Origin of the sequence: Leeuwenhoekiella sp. MAR_2009_132 (assembly GCF_000687915.1) — a bacterium.
Classification (GTDB): domain Bacteria; phylum Bacteroidota; class Bacteroidia; order Flavobacteriales; family Flavobacteriaceae; genus Leeuwenhoekiella.
Genome location: NZ_JHZY01000002.1, coordinates 1,595,383 through 1,615,901 on the forward strand (window position 1 = coordinate 1,595,383; position 20,519 = coordinate 1,615,901).

Below are 20,519 nucleotides of genomic sequence, written 5' to 3' on the forward strand. Positions count from 1 at the left end.
GTCTGCTAATTATGATAGTACGTCTTGTTAAAATGGAATTTAAACCTGAAGAAATTGAGAATTTTAAAATTCTTTTTGATGAGGTTAAAGAACACATACGCAAATTTGAGGGTTGTGAATTTCTAGAGCTTTTAAATGGTATCGAAAATGAAAACATATTTTTCACCCATAGCTATTGGAGCAGCACTGAAGCACTTGAAGTCTATCGAAACAGTGAACTTTTTAAAACTACCTGGGCCAAGACTAAAGTTCTTTTTAATGCAAAACCTGAAGCCTGGAGCGTTGAAAAATTCGTAACTTTACAGTAATACCATTATGGTATTCAACACAATTTATAAATTACTTTAGCTAATTACAGGAATCCTGCAATTTTTAGCTAATTTGAAAAAACTTATTTAATGAAGAATATTGCTGTAATAGGTGCCGGCACAATGGGCAATGGCATTGCACATACATTTGCCCAAAATGGCTTTAAAGTCAACCTGATTGATATTTCTGAAGACTCTTTAAAAAATGGAATTCAAACCATAACAAAAAATCTTGACAGACAGGTTTCTAAAGAACTTATTGATGAAGCTAAGAAAAACGAAACGCTTTTAAATATAGTGCCTTTAACGCAACTTAAAGAGGGCGTTAAAGATGCAGATCTAGTTGTAGAAGCAGCAAGTGAAAACCTTACCATCAAGCTTGATATTTTTAAAAAACTTGAAGAATTTTGTAAGCCAGCTACAATTCTGGCAAGTAATACGTCTTCAATATCAATTACGCAGATCGCTGCAGCGACTAAGCGTCCTTCACAGGTTATAGGAATGCATTTTATGAATCCTGTGCCGGTAATGAAATTAGTAGAGATTATTAGCGGCTACAGCACATCTAAAGAAACTCTGAGTACTATCACAAAATTATCTGAACAGCTGGGTAAAAATCCGGTATCGGTGAATGACTATCCGGGATTTGTAGCAAATCGTATTTTAATGCCTATGCTTAATGAAGCTATAGAAACACTTTACAATGATGTTGCGGGGGTGGCAGAAATTGACACCGTTATGAAACTAGGTATGGCACATCCTATGGGACCGTTACAATTAGCAGATTTTATTGGTCTTGACGTTTGTTTATCTATTCTTGAAGTGATGTATGACGGTTTTAAAAACCCTAAATATGCGCCTTGCCCCTTACTTGTTAATATGGTACGTGCAGGTAAATTAGGTATCAAATCTGGTGAAGGCTTTTATGATTATAGTGAAAGCAGAAAGGCAGAAATGGTTTCAGCACAGTTTGTATAAATTAAAAGCTTAGAATCCTTAATTAGCCTAATTTAAAATTCATTAAAGAGAAGCCTCATAAATTCTTTATGGGGCTTCTGCAATTTAAGATGGATTCAAAATTGATTTAGCTTATTTTCCTTTTAAAAAATTTAATTTTTAATAAAGTGAAGTAACTGCTTGCTATAAATGGCATTTTGAATTTGCAAATGCTAACAATGCGCTCCCAAGGCAATTGCTTACCTTTACACAAAATAATTACAGATATATATGCCTTCCATTTCTGAAAATTTAAAAACTATAAAACAAAGTTTACCCGAAAATGTTACGTTAGTTGCTGTCTCTAAAACAAAGCCTAATGCAGATTTACAACAAGCTTATGATGCAGGACAACGTGTTTTTGGAGAAAATAAAATTCAGGAAATGACCGATAAATGGGATTCGCTTCCTAAAGATATAGACTGGCATATGATAGGTCATGTACAAACCAATAAGGTAAAGTATATGGCACCATACGTGGGTTTAATACACAGCGCAGACCGTTTAAAGTTGTTTAAAGAAATAGACAAAGAGGCTGCAAAGAACGACCGAACTATACGTGTTTTGCTTCAAATTAAAATAGCTGAAGAAGACAGTAAATTTGGTATGAAACCTACTGAAGCTATAGAACTATTAACCGGTGATAAATTAAAGACTAATTATCCTAATGTAGAAGTTATAGGTCTTATGGGAATGGCTTCTTTTGTTGATGACGAAAACCAACTCAAACGTGAATTTTCAGTATTAGAAAAAATCTATGAGCAATTTAAAACTAAGCACGGCTTTAATACCCTTTCTATGGGAATGAGCGGTGATTATAAATTAGCTATTAGCCACGGCAGTACGATGGTACGCATAGGAAGTGCTATTTTTGGAGAACGTAATTATAATTAAGGAATTACTGAAATACAGTTTTTAAGATAGAAGGCAATTTATGTATGCAATACTCGATTTAGAGACCACAGGAGGAAAATATAATGAAGAGGGAGTTACCGAGGTTGCTATCTATAAATATGACGGGCATCAGGTTGTAGATCAATTTATAAGTCTTGTAAATCCTGAGCGTCCTATACAAGCTTTTGTAGTAGGTCTCACCGGCATTAATAATGAGATGTTGCGCAATGCACCTAAGTTTTATGAAGTTGCTAAACGCATCATTGAGATTACTCAGGATTGCATTATCGTTGCCCACAATGCTCAATTTGATTATAGAATCTTACAGCTTGAATTTGATCGTCTGGGATATGATTATCAACGTAAAAGTTTATGTACTGTAGAATTAGCTCAAAGCCTACTACCTGATCAGGAAAGTTATAGTTTAGGAAAGCTGGTGAGAAACCTGGGTATACCTATCACAGATCGTCATCGTGCTAGTGGAGATGCATTAGCCACCGTAAAACTTTTTAAATTATTATTAGCAAAAGACAGTCAAAAAATAATCATTCAGGAAGCTATAAAGCTTAATCCTAAAAAGAAAATAGACACTAAACTACGGGATCTAATAGCAGAAACACCCAGTACAACCGGTGTTTTTTATATGCATAATACAAATGGTAAAATTATTTTAATTGGCAAAAGCCGAAACATAAAAAAACGGGTTACCCAGCATTTTTCAAATGATAATCGCAAATCAAAACAGATTCAGGAAGATGTACAGGCGATTAGTTATGAAGAAACCGGCAGCGAACTTATCGCTCTTTTAAAGGAAAACGAGGAGGTTAAAAAAAACAAACCGCTTCACAATCGCACGTATCGCAGATTAAAATTTAAAGCCCAATTAGTAAGTTTTACAGACGATAAAGGTTACATAAATCTGAGCATAGAAAAGGCAGACGCACGCAAAGACAGTATTGCAACATTTGCGACTGCTCACGTAGCTAAAACAAATTTGGAGCGCATCATAGAAGAATATAATTTATGCGCAGCAAAAACAAATCTCAATACGCAAAAAGACAGATGCACAGATAAAAGCTGCAGTGGAGCCTGCTTTGAAGAAGAAAGTTTTGAAGATTATAATAAACGTGTTGACGAATTTATAAATTCAATCAGTTTTAAAAATCGTAGTGTTGCACTTATTGATCGGGGTAGAACTTCAGATGAGCGCAGTCTTATCTTAATTGAAGATGGTAAGTTTATGGGAATAGGTTTCTATAATTTAAATTTTCAGCTGAATAATCCTGAAATTTTACATCGCATAATCACACCTATGCAAGATAATCTTGACGCTAAACACATCATTCAAAGCTATCTACGTGTTAAAAAAATAATCAAAACAGTTGATTTAAACCAACTTATAAATTAGATGAAAGCACTTACTTATATTTTATTTACCATTAGTTTAAGCACTTTAACATTATTTGCTCAGGAAGCGCAAAAGACAGAAAATTCTAATATCTTAAAAAAAGATTCTATTATTAATTTATGTCGGGTTTCTGCTCATATTCATACGAACCGTCCTTTAATTGTCTTAATTGCTAATGACCAAAAATATAATATTACAGAAAATGGTTTTCAACAATTAAAGTCAGAATGGGTTAAGTCGATCAGAATTTTGAAACCTAAAAAAGAGATCTCTAAGTACGGAGATTTAGGAGATTACGGGGTTATAGAACTAGAATTTGAATCAGAGGCATTTAACGAATTTTCTACAGAAAATCTGGAAGTTATAACAACTACCTACTAAAATCTTTTCATTTTTGACACAACCTGCTAAACATACCTGGAAATCAAAAATACACGAGGTTATATACGAGGCAGACACACCTGCGGGAAAAATTTTTGACGTAATTCTTCTAATACTTATTTTATTAAGTGTGGCTTTGGTAATGCTAGAAAGCGTTGCTAATATGCAAATTAAGTATGGCACTTATTTCTATATTGGAGAATGGGTGATTACGATTTTCTTTACAGTAGAATATATTTTACGAGTAATATCAATAAAAAAACCCTCAGCTTATATTTTTAGCTTTTATGGTCTTATAGATTTTATTTCTACAATTCCACTTTACCTGTCATTTTTTATTGTAGGTACAAACGCTTTACTTACCATACGTGCCTTGAGACTGTTACGCGTATTTAGAATACTTAAAATTACAAGATATATTGGTGAAGGGAATAAATTAACCAAAGCCTTGAAAGACAGCCGACCTAAAATTTTGGTCTTTCTATTTGCGGTGATGATATTATCGGTGATTGCGGGCACATTAATGTATATCGTTGAAGGTCCTGAACATGGCTTTAAAAGCATTCCTGTGAGTGTTTATTGGTGTATTGTGACCTTGACCACCGTTGGTTTTGGAGATATAGCGCCGGTTACGGCTTTAGGACAGTTTATAGCTATGGTTATTATGGTTTTAGGTTATGGCATTATTGCGGTACCTACCGGTATTGTAAGTGCCGAAATGGCTAAAAAAGATACTGTAGAACCTGATCAAAAAGGTTTACGTCTAAACACTCAGGTTTGTCACAACTGTGGAGCCCGAAAACATCAGGACGAAGCGCAATATTGCCACAAATGCGGAAGTAGCTTGCATTATGACTAAAACATTAATAGCTGTTGTAGGGCCCACAGCAATAGGCAAGACTGCCTTATCTATTAAACTGGCTCAATATTTCAATACTGAAATATTTTCGGCAGATTCAAGACAATTTTTTAAAGAAATGACCTTAGGTACTGCAGTACCTGACCCTCACGAACTCGCAGCAGCTAAACACCATTTTATTCAGCATATTTCTATACAAGATACTTACAATGTAGGTCTGTTTGAACAGGAATGTATTACACAGTTAAACAATTTCTACACTACACATAACGCTGCTATTTTAGTGGGTGGCTCTGGTTTGTATGTAGATGCTGTACTTAATGGTTTAGATCACTTTCCTGAGGTTGATATTCAAATACGACCAGAATTAATACAGCTTTTAGAAGATAAAGGTATTGAAGCTTTGCAGGAAGAGCTTTTGCTACGTGACCCTAAGCACTATGCTTCTATAGATTTAAATAACAAGCAACGTCTTATAAGAGCCTTAGAAATATGTAGAGGCACCTCAAAACCATACTCTTCATTCTTAGCTAAGAATACGATAAGTAGAAATTTTCAATCTTTAAGAATAGGATTGAATGCAGATCGAGAAATTATATACGATCGTATAAATCAGCGCGTAGATCTGATGATTGCAAATGGTCTGGTGGAAGAAGCTCAAAATCTATACCCACTCAAAGACCTCAATGCTTTGCAAACTGTAGGTTATAAAGAAATATTCAACTTCTTTGAGGGTAACTACGATCTAGCTACCGCCATTGAAGAAATTAAAAAAAATACGAGACGTTTTGCTAAAAGACAATTAACGTGGTATCGCAGAGATAAATCTGTGTTATGGTTTGATTACAAAACACCTGTAGAAGAAATTATAGATGTTATAAAAGATAAAACGCCTCTTCACTAAGAGGCGTTTTACAAATACCACTATTTTTTCTCTTCGTCACTCTTAACCACAAGGCGGAAACCTTCACCGTGTATGTTAAGTATTTCTACTGTATCGTCACGCTTTAAATACTTACGTAATTTAGCGATATAAACATCCATACTTCTAGAAGTAAAGTAGTTATCATCTCTCCATATTTTTGTAAGTGCTAATTCGCGAGGCATTAAGTCATTCTCGTGTAAAGCTAAAAGACGTAATAATTCATTCTCTTTAGGAGAAAGCTTTATTTGCTCATCTTCTTTATAAGTAAGGAAACGTAATTTTGAATTTAAGAAGAAACCACCTATTTGAAATTCAAACTGCTTACTATCTGCTACAGAATCTGTTGCCTTACGCATCATGATTGCTTTAATTTTCATTAAAAGCACTTCACTATCAAAAGGTTTATTTAAATAATCATCTGCACCTACTTTATAGCCTTTAAGAACATCTTCTTTCATCGCTTTAGCAGTCAGGAAAATAATAGGCACATCCTCGTTTTTTTCGCGAATTTCTTTTGCAAGAGTAAAACCATCTTTATACGGCATCATCACATCTAGAATACAAAGATCAAAGTCGTCCTTTTTGAACTTCTCAAATCCTTCCATTCCATTTTTTGCATGAGTTACATCGTAGTCATTCATTGAAAGGTAATCTTTCAATACCGTCCCAAAGTTCGGATCGTCCTCTACGAGTAAGATTTTTTTGTTTTCAGTTTCCATTGTTTAAGATATTAGTGGTAGTTTAATAATAAAGGTACTGCCTTTGCCTTTTTCGCTCTGTACCCAGATTTCACCTGCGTGATCTTCTACCATACGTTTTGCGTATGCAAGACCCAGACCGTGCCCTTTTACATTATGTATATCGCCAGTGTGCTCGCGATAGAATTTATCAAATATTTTCTTTTGAACTTGTTTTGTCATCCCGTCACCCTGATCTTTTATTTTAATCAAAATGAAGTTCTTAAGGTTTTCTGTATAAATATCTATTTTAGGTACATCTGTAGAATATTTTACAGCATTATCAAGAATATTTACCAGCACATTTGTAAAATGTGACTCATTTGCGAGAACAGAACTTTTTAATGCACCCAGATGGGTCTTTATATACCCCTGTCGATCTTCAACTATTAACTCAATATGCATAATTGCATCTTCAATTAAATCGTGAAGTTTTAGCCGTTCTTTTTTAATATCAAGCTCGTTCTTCTCAAGTTTTGATATACGAAGTACGTTCTCTACCTGAGCGTGCATTCTTTTATTCTCTTCCCTAATCATACCCATATATCGGGTTAATGCTTCAGGATTTCCATTTATTTTAGGATTCTTTATTGCGTCAAGCGCTAAATTTATTGTAGCTATTGGCGTTTTAAACTCGTGCGTCATGTTGTTGATGAAATCGGTTTTGATTTCTGAAATCTGACGCTGTTTTACTAACTGCTGAAGTGCACTACTGTAAGCGATTACTATAATTAAAGTAAATAAGATACTTAAGCCGCCCATACCTATCACAGAAGATACGACATACTTTTTCTCTCCCGGAAAATTAGCAACTAGTTGATAATCACTATTTCCTTCATTATCTGCAAAAAGCGGAACACTAAAATTTTGATCTGGTGATTGAATATCAAAATCTTCAGAACGTACATTAGTAACTAAATTATTACTGTATATGGCATATTCAAAATTAGTCTCCATATCGCGTTCAGCAAGTTCCATTGTGAGTAAACGCTCTAATTCTTTAGTATCTACACGTTTGTGAATAGGAATTTTACGGGTAATATACATAACCGCCTGTTCAATATTGTAACGTTCGATGTCACTTAAATCAGACATTCTGGTAAAAATCGTAGTACGGTCTACCTCTGCCTTATCCAGATCATTTTTATCAATAATCTCTGTGTATTGTCTTTGAAGATATTTTTTAAACTTGATACTATCTACTTCATAATCGAGAATAGGAGCACTCAATTTGTAATCCTGCTCTACAATACTATTTCTAAAAACATACGACTCGTTAGTAATTGAATCTTCTTCTTTATAAATAAGATCATATAAACTAACATCGTCTGGAATTCCCAGACTGTCACGCATTTTTAAAACAGGATTATACCAGGTATTTACTTCCTTAATCTGTATGTCACGAGCCACAGTATTAAGCACTTGCTTGGCATTAAAACCAAATTGCCCTCGTTTTGCTTCTATACTATTTGAAATCCAGTAACCCTGCACAAATATAATGCCTATGAGGGACAAGCTCATCAACACAACAAGTAGCACAAAGAGTTTTTTATTCATATGCCCAAATGTATGATTTTAACATTTAGGGGATTATTGGTTTAACCAAATGTTAACAAGAATAAGCTATGTATTTAAAGGGGTTGCCAAGAGTTGAAGGTGTATTTCTAAAACCTTTTTTTTACTAATCTCCAGATCTATGTTCTCAATAACAAAATCTGCCAGTGGAATCTTTTTAAAATCATCCCACTGTTTATCTATTCTATTCTTAATTTCTTTTACACTGGTATGATCTCTATCAAGAACACGTTGAATTCGTACATCTTCTGGAGCTGTAACTAAAATGACAAAATCACACGAAGTATGCGTTCCATTTTCAAAAAGAATAGCCGCTTCTTTAAGAACATAAGGTGCTTCTTGAACGACACTCCATTCTTCAAAATGCACTTTTACTGCAGGATGTACAATTTTATTAAGTTGCTCTAGTAATTTTGAATCTTTAAAAACTTTTGACGCTACATATTTACGGTCGAGGATATTGTTTTCATATGCTTTATCACCTAGAAGATTGATGATCTGATTTCTTAATGCATCAGTTTGCATAAGTGCTTTAGCTTCAGTATCTGCATAATAAACCGGAATATCAAATCGTTCATTAAAATAACGAGCTATGGTGGTTTTGCCACTTCCTATACCTCCTGTAATTCCTACAATTTTCATTTTACTAGAAGATATTGAACTGTACTTTCACTTATACGCACATCCCTTACAAATTCTGGTATTTCAACAACCTGCGGTGTCAGGGAGGTTGAAAGGCTATCTGCCTCATCAAAGTCTACAACTACTTTAAAATCTGAAGACTTTACCCGGTCATAATTGGTAACATTTACATTAAAAATTACATTTATACGCTTCGGAAAGACCTTTGCAGACACATGCGGCGGTACATTTATTAATTGAAGCGGAACAGACACAGAACCTTCAGTAAATTTATCTACATGTAAATTATAAGCGATTGTATTAGGCAGTAATTCTACGTTGGGTATTTTTTTAAACAAATGCAATGAAATATTACCTTCTTTAGATGCTCTAATATCCTCAAAAACTTCTGCACTCGTATATACCTTGGTAATAGTATCTACCTCAGACTCGGGACCTCTTACTGTAATACTGTCTGGTTTGATTTCCATTCCCTGAAAACTTCCATAACCCGGAGCATAGCTTATTTCAAAATTAGAAATTACAGGAACGCGTTTATCATAATTTCTATCTAAAGTAAAATAAACAGTATCGGGTTCAAATTCTGTTATTTCACTACCACTTAGACTTCCTTTTAACGCATCACTTTCCGCAGTAAAAACATAGTAAGATCTGCTACCGTTTTTAGGTAGATTTGATAGGTCTATAGGAAATGCCTGAGAGAAAAATCTATATTTAAAATAATCATACCCACTTGCTTTACCCGTTACTTTAACAGAGGTTGTAGAGCTTTTCTTGAGTATGTAATCTTCAGACAGATTCTGAAAAGTTAATGGTATTTTAACCGTAAAACTAAAATTACGATTCAACTTAATCATAATCGAAATAGCAGCAACCACTAAAAAAATGGTTAGAAAAACCCGAAGGTTTGAATTTTTGCTGCGCTTCTTTTTATCTGACATGAAAATGTTATTGATGCTAAAATTACTCAAAAAATAAGTGAGGATACTTTTTGCGAGGATCCTTTTTGAGATATCGTATATAATAGGTAGACTCTGCAAATGCAAAACCATATCCCGTAAATTGTACAAGAACAGCCCAAACAGAAAGTAAACCTACCGTTATATTTTTATTTTTAATTGTAGAATCTAAAACTATAAACACAAAATACAAAGCTACCAGACAAACTGGTATATAGAAACCTATTAGCGCTAAAATAAATGCCGTAATCAATCCTAAAGTAAAAAGACTGGGAAACCAAAACGTAAGTTTAGAACTTTGTGGATGCCAAGTCGTGAGGATGGGTCTAACTAATCCAAATTTGCGTACCTGCTTGTAAAACTTAGCCCACGATATACGACGCTTGTGATATACAAAAGCTCCTGTAATTAATTGAGATTTAAAACCCAGATCCCATAACCTAATCGTTAAATCGGGATCTTCACCGGGATGTATTTTACCAAAACCCCCTGAAGCCTCAAAAGCTTTTTTAGAAATACCCATATTAAAACTACGTGGTTCAAAACTGGAAGAAGCTTCTTTTCTACCCCGTATACCTCCTGTAGTCAATAAAGAGGTCATCACATAGTTAATGGCTTTTTGAAGAATCGTAAAATTTTCTTCAGCTGCATCTGGACCTCCAAAAAAGTCTGAAAACTTTTTAGTCAGACTGTCATCTACGCGCTTCAGATAACTTTCTGGCAAGACGCAATCACTATCTAAAATTAGAAAATAATTGCCTGTGGCACGCTGCATTCCATAATTGCGGGAATCACCGGGACCTGTATTCTCTTTTATAAAATAAGTGATGTTTAAATCTGAATATTCTTCAATAACATCCTCAGAAGTTTCTATAGAACCATCTTCAACAATTACAATTTCAAAAGGTTTTCTAAAAGTTTGTGCCCTTAAACTTTGCAACAACTCCCGTACTTCCTGAGGTCTGTTATATACCGGTATAATTATTGAAAAAACTAAGTTCATCAATTTAAGTTTTTATAAAAAAAGATGCTATTATCGAAAATAAACGATATAAAAAATGCCCGAAAGTGTTGCTTCGGGCATTTTCTATAAGGGTAATTAAAATTTATTTTTGCTCGTTAACAAACGCTTCCATTACTTCATTACTTACACCCATATTGCTAAATCCACCATCGTGGAATAAGTTTTGAAGTGTAACTTTTTTAGTAAGGTCAGAAAATAATGTAATCGTATAATCTGCACACTCCTGAGCTGTAGCGTTACCTAACGGACTCATTTTTTCTGCATATGCAATAAAACCGTCAAAACCTTTTACGCCCTGGCCAGCTGTTGTAGGTGTAGGTGATTGTGAAATTGTGTTTACACGTACTTTTTTATCACGTCCAAAGAAATAACCGAAACTACGCGCAATACTTTCTAAATAGGCTTTGTTATCTGCCATGTCATTATAATCTGGGAAAACACGTTGTGCAGCCATATAAGTTAGTGCAACAATACTCCCCCACTCATTCATAGCATCTTGCTTATATAGAACCTGCATTGTTTTATGAAAAGACATTGCACTCACATCTGTACCTTTTTGAGTCCAGTCGTAATTCTGATCTGTATAATGACGCCCCTTACGTACATTTATAGACATACCTATGCTGTGTAAAACGAAATCGAGTTTACCACCTAATTCTTCGACTGCTCCCGCTACAAGTTTCTCAAGATCTTCAACAGACGTAGCGTCTGCAGGTATGATTTTAGAACCTGTTTTTTCTGCTAACTTGTTAATGCTTCCCATACGCATTGCAATGGGTGCATTTGTTAAGACAAAAGTTCCACCTTCTTCGTGAACGCGCTCAGCTGTCTTCCATGCGATTGAATTTTCATCAAGCGCTCCAAAAATGATTCCTCGTTTTCCTTTTAATAAATTATAGGACATAATCGTTGTTTAATTTAAGTGGTCAAATATACTATTTTATTAATTGAGTAGTTGTCTTGCGTGGTCAAAAGCAGCATCAGAAGATGCTTTTCCACCCAGCATTTCAGCCAACTCTGCAATGCGTTGATCCCGGTCTAATACTTTGATCCCCGTTGTTGTTTTTTGTTGCTTATCTTCTTTATAAACTTTAAAGTGATGTGCTCCCTGCCCGGCTATCTGCGGTAAATGGGTAATACTTATGAGCTGCATGCGATTGCCCATCGCCTTCATGATATAGCCCATTTTTAAAGCGACTTCTCCACTTACCCCGGTATCAATCTCATCAAAAATTAGTGTAGGTAAATGTGCATAATCACTAAGAACAGATTTTATAGCGAGCATAATACGTGATAATTCTCCTCCAGAAGCTGCTTTTTTAAGTTCCTGAGCGCGCATTCCCTTATTTGCTGTAAAAAGAAAATGAAGTAGATCTTTACCATTATCTAAAAATGACGGACTATCTGTTAGACTTACCTCAAAACGTGCATTAGGCATCCCCAGGTTAGCAAGTATACTCTGAAGCTTTTCAGTTAATGGTTTTATAGTTTTTGTACGCTTACTTGTAAGTTGTACCGCAAGTTTTTCTAACTCAATTTTAGCCTGAGCAATCTCCCGCTCTAATTTTGTGATATTTTGATCTAAATTATTAAGCGACTGTACTTCTTCGTCAAGCGCATCTCGTATCTCAATAAGACCTTCAACACTATCCACCTGATGCTTTTTCTGAAGATCAAAAAACAACTTCAATCTGCTTTCTAGTCGGGCTAATTCTGTAGGATCACCCTCTGTGTCTGCAGCAAGATCATTTATACTTTCTGAAACATCATCAAGCTCTATGGTTACAGCCTCAAGTCGCTCCCATAATTCTTTAAGTTTAGGGCTAAACCCAGACAATTTAGACAATCGTACTTTAGCAGAAAGCAACATTTCATTAACGCCTACTTCTTCCCTGCTCAAAATCTGATAAGCTTCTGCCAGACCTTCCGTAATTTGTTCTACATTATTTAGCGTATCGTGTGCTGTTTCAATGATTTCCTGCTCACCTGCTTTTAAATTTGCAGCAAGTAATTCTTCCAGCAAAAATGATTTATACTCTTCTTCTTTTTGAACTTCCTCTTTTTGCTTTACTAGTTTCTTCAACTGGTTTTCTTTTTTCCTGAAAGCAGCATAAAGCTCTGAGTATGTAGTTAAGTTTTTTCCATTTTCAGCAAATGCATCTAAAACTTGAAACTGAAAATCAACATCTGTCACTTCCATTGTTTGATGTTGACTGTGAATATCTACAAGACGTAATCCTAAAGCTGACAACTGGTTTAGAGTTACAGGCGTGTCATTTATAAAGGCCCTGCTTTTGCCACTAGCCAGAATCTCTCTACGTATAATAGTCTGTGGCTCAAAATCGAGGTTTTCTGTAGCAAAAAGAGCTTCTAAATTATAGGTAGTAATATCAAAATGTGCTTCAATTACACATTTCTCGTCAGGGTTACCTATACTACCTATATCTGCCCGTTTCCCCAAAATAAGACCTAAAGCCCCCAAAAGTATAGATTTACCGGCTCCCGTCTCACCAGTAATTACCGTAAACCCATCATTAAAATTGAGATTTACCTCTTCAATTAATGCGTAGTTTTTTATGTGTATTGAATTGAGCAATTAAAGTTTTATTTAATTTTTAAACTGAAAATTTATAGGTAAATATAGGAGAGAAAATCACCACAATCAAAGAATTTAAGATGTCTCTTATAATTTGATTTGTTGCCAGTATGACGATTTCGTTGGAGCTACTTTATTTAAAATGGTTACAAGATTACTCACATTAACTTGCGGCCCGCCAGAAAACATACTAGCAATCTCTTCTGCCTTAGTATCAAAAAAAACACGAGACAAAAAATTATTAGGTCTGTTTGCATACAGTTGATTAAAGAGTTGCAAGGTAACTGCTATAGATTGCTTTGCTTCTTTAGTATTATCTGCCATATAATCTAGACCGTTTTTATGATAAGCATATAGCGCATCTGAAAACTCTCTAAAATTAGGAGATAATAAATCTTGATTTAGTCTGTATCTTGATTGCGTGCCACTTTGAGCAGACCAGCCATCACTAACCTGTTGTTGTGCGGTATTTACAATACGCTTTGCCTCTTCAAAATAAGGCTCCCCACCACCTAACTCGTAAGTACTCGCGTCAAGACCTATAATAGTGTAGGCATAAAAAGAAAGCACTGAAATAAGGTTTGAATCAAAATTGTTAGGATTGTAGTTTAAAGGCTGAAACTCTGTATATCTAAAATTAAACTGCTTGTCATTAAAATTAAAAACCGGCGTATTATATGTTGAATTATAAACCGGTCTTGAGGATTGTATTTGAACCGAAGCTGTGAATGAGTCTGAATTTATATTAGAAACGATTATTACAAGACTACAATCTATACGCTCCTGTTGCTTTACATTAAGATCTGTCCACGTGGTGTTATTCATAAACTCGGTAAGCTCACTTTTTAAAGTTCTAAAAACCTGAAGATTGCTTTGCCCCGTTTGTTCTGCATTAATTGTAACCGAACAATTAAGCTCCTGTGCATGTAAACCAATGCCGCAAAAGAGAAAAATAACAATCAGTTTATACATGAATTTCTTTTAGAATTAAATTAAGTAAGTCTTCTGCCACCTCGGTTTTTGTTTTTAAATTCTGAGGCAAAGAAGTACCATCCTGTTTTATGAAAGTTACTTTATTTGTTTCGGTTTTAAACCCTGCTCCGGTATCATTTAACGAATTCAAAACAATTAAGTTTAAATTTTTTCTTTGCAGTTTCCCTTTAGCATTATCAACTTCATTTTCGGTCTCTAATGCAAACCCAACCAGAAATTGATTTTTTTTAACCGAACCCATATATGCTAAAATATCTTGAGTAGGTTCCAGATTAATTACCAGCGCACTTTCTTTTTTCTTAATTTTTTGATCTGCCACACTTGAAGGTCTGTAATCTGCCACTGCAGCTGCCGCGATAGCAATATCAACCTGATCAAATTTATTAGCCACAGCATCAAACATTTCACCTGCTGAAGTAACCCGAATAGTAGTAATCAACTTGCTTTTTGTTTGCAGGTGTGTGGGTCCGGTAATCAAAAAAACTTCTGCACCTTGTCGTGCTGAAGCTTCTGCTATCTCAAAGCCCATTTTACCACTACTATGATTTCCAATAAATCGAACAGGATCTATAGCTTCATAAGTAGGACCGGCAGTAATAAGCAGTTTTTTTCCTTTTAAAGGTAATTTACTTAAGATATCATCTTCAATAAATCGCACGATATCTTCAGGCTCAGCCATTCTACCCTGTCCCTCCAATCCACTGGCAAGTTCACCACTTGTCGCAGGAATCATAATATTTCCGTAGCTTGTTAAGGCTTCAAAAGAGTGATGCGTACTGGGATGTTTGTACATGTCAAGATCCATTGCCGGGGCGAAATATACAGGACACTTAGCAGATAAATACGTAGCAAGTAAAAGATTGTCACTTGCTCCTGAAGTCATTTTAGAAAGGGTATTTGCTGTGGCCGGGGCTATAACAAAGAAATCGGCCCAAAGGCCGAGTTCTACGTGATTATTCCATACCGCATTCTCGTTGTCATCGCTGACAAACGTTGAATACACCTCATTTTTTGATAGCGTAGAAAGCGTTAAGGGTGTTACAAAATCTTTAGCCTCAGGAGTCATAATGACCCGTACCTCTGCCCCAGCTTTGATAAAACCTCTAACCAAAATAGCTGCTTTATAGGCAGCTATTCCGGCGGTTACACCAAGTAAAACCTTTTTTCCGCTTAATACAGACATGACTACTCTGTTGGTGCAGTCGTATCGCGGAAGTATATCTTATCATCTAACCATTCTTGAACTGCCATCGCATGAGCTTTAGGCAAACGCTCGTAGAATTTAGATACTTCTATTTGTTCTTTATTTTCAAAAATCTCTTCTAAGCTATCGCTATAGGTAGCAAACTCATCAAGCTTTTCTAATAATTCTTTTTTAATCTCCGTGTTGATTTGAGTAGCACGTTTTGCTATAATCGAGATTGCTTCGTAAATATTTCCTGTAGGAGCGTCAATTTCACTTCTATTTAGAGTTATTGTATTTACTGGTGCTTCCATATTTTTAACGTCCATAATAATTTATTAATTTAATTAGGAATAATTTTCTAATATTTTATCAATATCCATTTTGATCTCATCTGCCTGAGCTCTGTATTCTCCTTCCGGAAAATAACGTATTAATGTCTCATACATTGCAATCGCTTCTTCTAAACGCGGTTTTACAAGAACATTTATACTATTTGAGCCATACTGGTATTGAGAATCTAACTTATAAAAGAATGCTGCTTCACGAAATGGTGAACCTGGATAATCTGAAATAAAATCATCTAAAGATGAAATAGCGGTAGGATAGTCCATAATTTTATGCCAACCTTTTGCAATTTCGTAAGCCTTTTTCTGCATCTTAACACTTAAGTCTTTAATACGCTCACCAGCCTCTTCAGCATATTCAGATTCTGGATAGTTTGCAATAAATTGCTGCAACTGGTCAAGACCTTTTTGAGTCTCAGATTGATCTAATTGATAGTTAGGTGATAATTCAGCGTAACTTAAAGCTGCTTTGTATTGTGCCTCTTCTGCTTTTTCTGAATCTGGGTAAGCAGAAACAAAACGATCAAATTGATAACCTGCGAGATAGTAATCTGCTACCTGATAATGCGCATCTGCATACAAATACATAATACGCTCTGCCTGTGGCTTACCTCTGTAGCTCGGAACTATTTGCTCCCAAAGTTTTAAAGATTTGCGATATTTACCAGAGTCATACAATGAGTCTGCCATGGCATATTTCTTACCCATATCTTCAGACTTCAATACCTGTTGATATTCACTACAAGAAGCCAGACTTACTGCTGCAACTGCTACTATAATTATTTTCTTACTTATACTTGAAAACATCGTGCAAAAATAGGTTTTTTCTATAGATTAAAAAACTTAAAGACCTGAGTCATTTAAGTATGTTGCAATATTGTTTTTCAAAGTATCGCTAGCAGCTACTAATGGTAGGCGCACCGTATCTAAACACAGGCTTTTGTGAGCCAATAATGCTTTAATTCCTGCAGGATTTCCTTCAGCAAAAATTAAATCTGTAGCTAGCATAAGGTCATAATGCGTTGCGTACGCCTCCTTAAACTCTCCTGCCAGACCTTGATTTATCATTATTGAAAAGGGTTTGGGAAGACCCTGACCTAATACAGAAATAACGCCGTCACCTCCCGCACTAATTGTAGGAAGCGCAAGCATATCATCTCCAGAAATGACTAAAAAGTTTTCTGGACGATCTTTTATGATTCGCATCATTTGTGTTATATCTCCTGCTGCTTCTTTAACGCCAATAATGTTAGAAAAATCGTTAGCAAGTTTTATAATGGTTTCCGGAAGAACATTACTGCCTGTACGTCCCGGTACATTATAAAGAATAATAGGAAGTTTTGTAGCTTCCGCAATTGCTTTATAATGTGCATAAATACCTGTCTGACTGGGTCTGTTATAATAAGGAGATACAGATAAGATTGCGGTAAACGCACTTAAATCTTTGGTTTGAAGCTCTTCAACAATTTGAGCTGTATTATTACCTCCTACACCTAAAACAAGTGGTAATCTACCTGCATTCACTGCTATTGACTTAGCTATAACTTCTTTCTTTTCAGCCTCTGTTAGCGTAGCATTTTCTGCGGTAGTACCCATAATTACGAGGTAATCTACCCCGCCAGAAATACAATGCTCAATTACACGACTTAGACCATCAAAGTCTACACTAAAATCTTTATTAAAAGGAGTAACCAGCGCTACTCCTGTTCCTTTTAATTCTTGCATGCTATTCTATGCGGTTTAATATTTTCAAATACTTAACTAACTCTTGTTCAAACAATTTAACATCAGCTAAATCTGTTTTAATGATTAAATCATTTACAGTACTGTTTTTAACAGGTAATCCTGCCTTAAAATCAGCTTTAGACTGAGATGTAACAAACTCCAAAAATACATTTTCTCTGTGGTAATAACTTATTAAGATCTTAAAAGGTTTATCTATAAAAGTATTTAATTTTTCGTTTTTAATTGCTCCCAAGACTGTAAAATCTTTTTTAGAAAAAACTTCACTAACACTAAAATTACTTTGATTTTGATTCTCTAAATACACAAATAAAGAGATTTCTGAAGTTGCAGAAACACATTTTGCTAACGCTTCTAACTGTTTTTCATCCTGAAAATCTCGTGAATCGAACAAAACACCCACTCCTTCCCCAATTTTATTTTGAGAATTTTGGATGGGTTTTAGACTTTTTTGAAGTTTACTTTTAAGCGAATATTGTTTCCAACCGTCCAAAAACATTTACCTTTGTTTTGCGGCAAATGTAGACAATTATACCTCAATGCACACCGCTAATTTTTATACCAAATGATTAGATTATATTCTCTTGCACTTTTAGGCTTTCTTCTAGTCGCCTGCAAGCAATCACAAGCTACGCTTACTAGTATTCAAGGAAAACAAATAAACATTACAGACAGTATCGCTTCAGATCTTTCGGTTATAGAGTATATAGCTCCTTATAAAAAGCGCATAGATGAAGAGATGAATGCAATACTCGCCTATGCTCCTGAAAGTCTTTCTAAGTCAGACGGACCATACAATACTGCTATAGGAAATATGATGGCAGACGCTGTTTTAGAATTTTGTGATCCTGTATTTTTTAAACGATCTGGCAAACACATTGACGGTGTTGTTTTAAATCACGGCGGTATTCGCTCTGTTTTACGTGCAGGCAATGTTACAATGGGCACAGCTTATGAAATTATGCCTTTTGAAAATAGTATAGTGGTTGTTGAAATATCAAGTGATGAGGCTCGTGCTATGTTTCAATATTTAAAATCTGGCAAAGCACATCCTATTGCTAATATGCAACTCATTCTTAATGCTAACGATGATATTGATTCTGCCTTGATAAATGGGAAACCTATAGAAAATGGTAAAACTTATTTTATAGCTACAAACGATTATTTACAACAAGGTGGTGACGGTATGGTTTTCTTTACTAATCCTAAAACTATTGAGATTTTAGATTATAAAATGAGAACTATATTAATTGATCATTTTAAAAAACAAGATACTATTGCACCAAAGCGTGACACCCGTTTCATTAAAAAATAAGTCCTATGGAAAGAAGAAAGTTTTTAATTCAGACAGGAGCTGCTACCGCTTTACTAAGTGCTACACCTGGCCTCAACCTTTTTGCAGGTACAAAAAATTCGCGCAAGATCACAATTTTACATACTAATGATGTGCACAGTCATATAGAACCCTTTCCTGCAGAAGATCCTTCTTTTGCAAATCAAGGTGGGGTAGCAAGACGTCTTACGCTTATTCAAAACATACGTAAAGAAAACCCAAATACGCTCGTTCTTGATGCCGGTGACATCTTTCAAGGGACGCCCTATTTTAACTTTTATGGCGGTGAGCTTGAGTTTAAACTTATGAGTATGATGGGTTATGACGCCGCTACTATAGGCAATCATGACTTTGACAACGGCGTAGGTGGTCTGGCAGCTCAAATGCCTAATGCTTCTTTTAAAATGATAAGTTCTAATTATGACTTCACAAATACGGTGATGGAAGGACTTACAAAACCGTATGAGATTTTTATTAAAGACGGAATAAAAATTGGTGTTTTTGGATTAGGTATACAACTACAAGGTTTAGTAACCGAAGCATTATCAAAAGAGACTAAATATTTAGATCCGCTTGAAATCACCCAGGATATGACGCGTATTTTAAAAGAAGAGCACAAATGCGACTTAATTATCTGTCTGTCTCATCTAGGATATGAATACAAATTTGATAAAATATCAGATCTGTCGCTTGCTGCAAAAAGCAGAAATATAGACTTAATAATAGGTGGTCATACACACACGTTTCTTCCGAAGCCTGAAATTGTTACTAATCTAGATCAAAAAAATGTTTTAGTCAATCAAGTAGGTTGGGCCGGTATAAATGTAGGTAGGATTGACTTTGAGTTTGACGCTACCGGAAATAAATCAAGTACAGCTACTGTTATTCAAGTTTAAAAATTATATATATTCTTTCTCGTCATTTAGTGCATTATGCACATCTACAAAATAAGATGTTGCGGCCGTTTTATGAAAGCATATGGCGATGTTGAGTAATGATAAAATTATAGGTATACTCAAACTATAATAATAAATAAAACCTGTGATGCACTCTATCAATAGTGCTGCAGCTATGATATAGGTTTTATAATTATGAGGACTTCTGTGCCTTAAAGGTATTAATGAGCAAATTGCGGTAAAAATAAATAATAAAATTCCGCCGATTAGAAAGAGCGGTTTATTAGGTACGCTCTCATAAAAAACCGCTAAAAGATGTATTATTAAATAGGCAGCAAACAGAACGCCGAGCACCGGCTCAAGCAGCATTTCTTTAGTTATTTTTTGAGATCTTATTTTTAAAATAGGCGCAAAAAATAAAAACATTGCAAAAACTGCAATCATATAGAAATAAAGAACCTCATCAAAAAATAGATTAAGATCTAATAGAAAAAAAATTTCGGCAATTAAGGAGGAAAGGTGAAACACAATTAGGGTAATATTATGCTTCTTAGTGGAAGAATAGTAATAAGCATAAAAAAAAATAAAATAGACCGGTTTTAGATAAAATCCCCATTCGATTTTTAATTCTGAAACCAAAATATAGCACAAACAACTAACTATTGCCAGATACCAATATTTTATTGGCTTTAAAGAAAGGCTAATTGTTTTATTCACAGC

General features: G+C 34.9%; 23 protein-coding genes. 9 read left to right on the forward strand and 14 right to left on the reverse strand.

From position 1 onward, the window contains the following. Positions 1-11 precede the first annotated feature (11 nt). The 7 genes from P164_RS06750 (at position 12) to miaA (ending at position 5,750) form a co-directional block, all read left to right on the forward strand. Entirely contained in the window at positions 12-308 is a 297-nt protein-coding gene (locus P164_RS06750; protein WP_028375675.1) for a putative quinol monooxygenase, read from the forward strand. 90 nt (positions 309-398) lie between these two features. Next, positions 399-1,286, forward strand: coding sequence for a 3-hydroxyacyl-CoA dehydrogenase family protein (locus P164_RS06755; RefSeq protein ID WP_028375676.1), 888 nt, complete (start codon positions 399-401; stop codon positions 1,284-1,286). Positions 1,287-1,535: 249 nt separating this feature from the next. Continuing rightward, a complete protein-coding gene (locus P164_RS06760; protein WP_028375677.1) occupies positions 1,536-2,198 on the forward strand; it encodes a YggS family pyridoxal phosphate-dependent enzyme in 663 nt (220 codons plus the stop codon). Between the two features lie 40 nt (positions 2,199-2,238). Beyond that, on the forward strand, positions 2,239-3,606 hold the full coding sequence (locus P164_RS06765; protein WP_028375678.1) for an exonuclease domain-containing protein: 1,368 nt from the start codon (positions 2,239-2,241) through the stop codon (positions 3,604-3,606). After that, positions 3,607-3,987, forward strand: coding sequence for a hypothetical protein (locus P164_RS06770; protein ID WP_028375679.1), 381 nt, complete (start codon positions 3,607-3,609; stop codon positions 3,985-3,987). A 13-nt stretch (positions 3,988-4,000) separates the two neighbouring features. After that, the gene (locus P164_RS06775; protein ID WP_028375680.1) at positions 4,001-4,846 is read left to right on the forward strand and encodes an ion transporter; all 846 of its coding nucleotides are present in this window, start codon (positions 4,001-4,003) and stop codon (positions 4,844-4,846) included. After that, positions 4,839-5,750, forward strand: coding sequence for a tRNA (adenosine(37)-N6)-dimethylallyltransferase MiaA (gene miaA, locus P164_RS06780; RefSeq protein ID WP_028375681.1), 912 nt, complete (start codon positions 4,839-4,841; stop codon positions 5,748-5,750). The genes P164_RS06775 and miaA overlap by 8 nt, the downstream gene beginning before the upstream one ends. A gap of 20 nt (positions 5,751-5,770) precedes the next feature. On the opposite strand, the gene P164_RS06785 is transcribed toward miaA, so the two are convergent. From P164_RS06785 to P164_RS06845, 13 genes are all read right to left on the reverse strand, one after another. After that, the gene (locus tag P164_RS06785) at positions 5,771-6,490 is read right to left on the reverse strand and encodes a response regulator transcription factor (RefSeq protein WP_028375682.1); all 720 of its coding nucleotides are present in this window, start codon (positions 6,488-6,490) and stop codon (positions 5,771-5,773) included. 3 nt (positions 6,491-6,493) lie between these two features. After that, positions 6,494-8,065 carry a sensor histidine kinase gene (locus P164_RS06790; protein ID WP_028375683.1) on the reverse strand — a complete coding sequence of 524 codons (1,572 nt, stop codon included), beginning with the start codon at positions 8,063-8,065 and terminating at the stop codon, positions 6,494-6,496. A 66-nt stretch (positions 8,066-8,131) separates the two neighbouring features. Further along, positions 8,132-8,725: a dephospho-CoA kinase gene (gene coaE, locus P164_RS06795; RefSeq protein WP_028375684.1), complete on the reverse strand. Its 594-nt coding sequence runs from the start codon at positions 8,723-8,725 to the stop codon at positions 8,132-8,134. Then, on the reverse strand, positions 8,722-9,666 hold the full coding sequence (locus tag P164_RS06800; RefSeq protein ID WP_028375685.1) for a CdaR family protein: 945 nt from the start codon (positions 9,664-9,666) through the stop codon (positions 8,722-8,724). The genes coaE and P164_RS06800 overlap by 4 nt, the downstream gene beginning before the upstream one ends. Before the next feature lie 22 nt (positions 9,667-9,688). Then, complete coding sequence (locus P164_RS06805) at positions 9,689-10,687, reverse strand: glycosyltransferase (protein ID WP_028375686.1); 999 nt, start codon at positions 10,685-10,687, stop codon at positions 9,689-9,691. Between the two features lie 103 nt (positions 10,688-10,790). Next, entirely contained in the window at positions 10,791-11,612 is an 822-nt protein-coding gene (locus tag P164_RS06810) for an enoyl-ACP reductase (RefSeq protein WP_028375687.1), read from the reverse strand. A 39-nt stretch (positions 11,613-11,651) separates the two neighbouring features. After that, entirely contained in the window at positions 11,652-13,304 is a 1,653-nt protein-coding gene (gene recN, locus P164_RS06815; RefSeq protein WP_028375688.1) for a DNA repair protein RecN, read from the reverse strand. A gap of 87 nt (positions 13,305-13,391) precedes the next feature. After that, positions 13,392-14,276 carry a DUF4835 family protein gene (locus P164_RS06820; RefSeq protein WP_028375689.1) on the reverse strand — a complete coding sequence of 295 codons (885 nt, stop codon included), beginning with the start codon at positions 14,274-14,276 and terminating at the stop codon, positions 13,392-13,394. Next, positions 14,269-15,480, reverse strand: coding sequence for a bifunctional phosphopantothenoylcysteine decarboxylase/phosphopantothenate--cysteine ligase CoaBC (gene coaBC / locus P164_RS06825; protein ID WP_028375690.1), 1,212 nt, complete (start codon positions 15,478-15,480; stop codon positions 14,269-14,271). Before coaBC ends, P164_RS06820 begins: the two co-directional genes overlap by 8 nt. A gap of 2 nt (positions 15,481-15,482) precedes the next feature. Beyond that, on the reverse strand, positions 15,483-15,809 hold the full coding sequence (locus tag P164_RS06830; RefSeq protein WP_028375691.1) for a DNA-directed RNA polymerase subunit omega: 327 nt from the start codon (positions 15,807-15,809) through the stop codon (positions 15,483-15,485). Between the two features lie 18 nt (positions 15,810-15,827). Further along, entirely contained in the window at positions 15,828-16,634 is an 807-nt protein-coding gene (locus tag P164_RS06835) for an outer membrane protein assembly factor BamD (protein WP_028375692.1), read from the reverse strand. 36 nt (positions 16,635-16,670) lie between these two features. Continuing rightward, the gene (gene dapA / locus P164_RS06840) at positions 16,671-17,552 is read right to left on the reverse strand and encodes a 4-hydroxy-tetrahydrodipicolinate synthase (RefSeq protein ID WP_028375693.1); all 882 of its coding nucleotides are present in this window, start codon (positions 17,550-17,552) and stop codon (positions 16,671-16,673) included. A gap of 1 nt (position 17,553) precedes the next feature. Beyond that, a complete protein-coding gene (locus P164_RS06845; protein ID WP_051621265.1) occupies positions 17,554-18,069 on the reverse strand; it encodes a DUF6913 domain-containing protein in 516 nt (171 codons plus the stop codon). Positions 18,070-18,135: 66 nt separating this feature from the next. Between P164_RS06845 and P164_RS06850 the strand changes: the two genes are divergently transcribed. Continuing rightward, positions 18,136-18,885 (forward strand): 5'-nucleotidase C-terminal domain-containing protein, encoded by a 750-nt coding sequence (locus P164_RS06850; RefSeq protein ID WP_028375694.1) that lies wholly within the window; start codon positions 18,136-18,138, stop codon positions 18,883-18,885. A gap of 5 nt (positions 18,886-18,890) precedes the next feature. Continuing rightward, entirely contained in the window at positions 18,891-19,799 is a 909-nt protein-coding gene (locus P164_RS06855; protein ID WP_028375695.1) for a metallophosphatase, read from the forward strand. Positions 19,800-19,802: 3 nt separating this feature from the next. Here the strand turns inward: P164_RS06855 and P164_RS06860 are convergent, their stop codons facing one another. Continuing rightward, positions 19,803-20,327 (reverse strand): hypothetical protein, encoded by a 525-nt coding sequence (locus P164_RS06860; RefSeq protein ID WP_125411760.1) that lies wholly within the window; start codon positions 20,325-20,327, stop codon positions 19,803-19,805. Positions 20,328-20,519 lie beyond the last annotated feature (192 nt).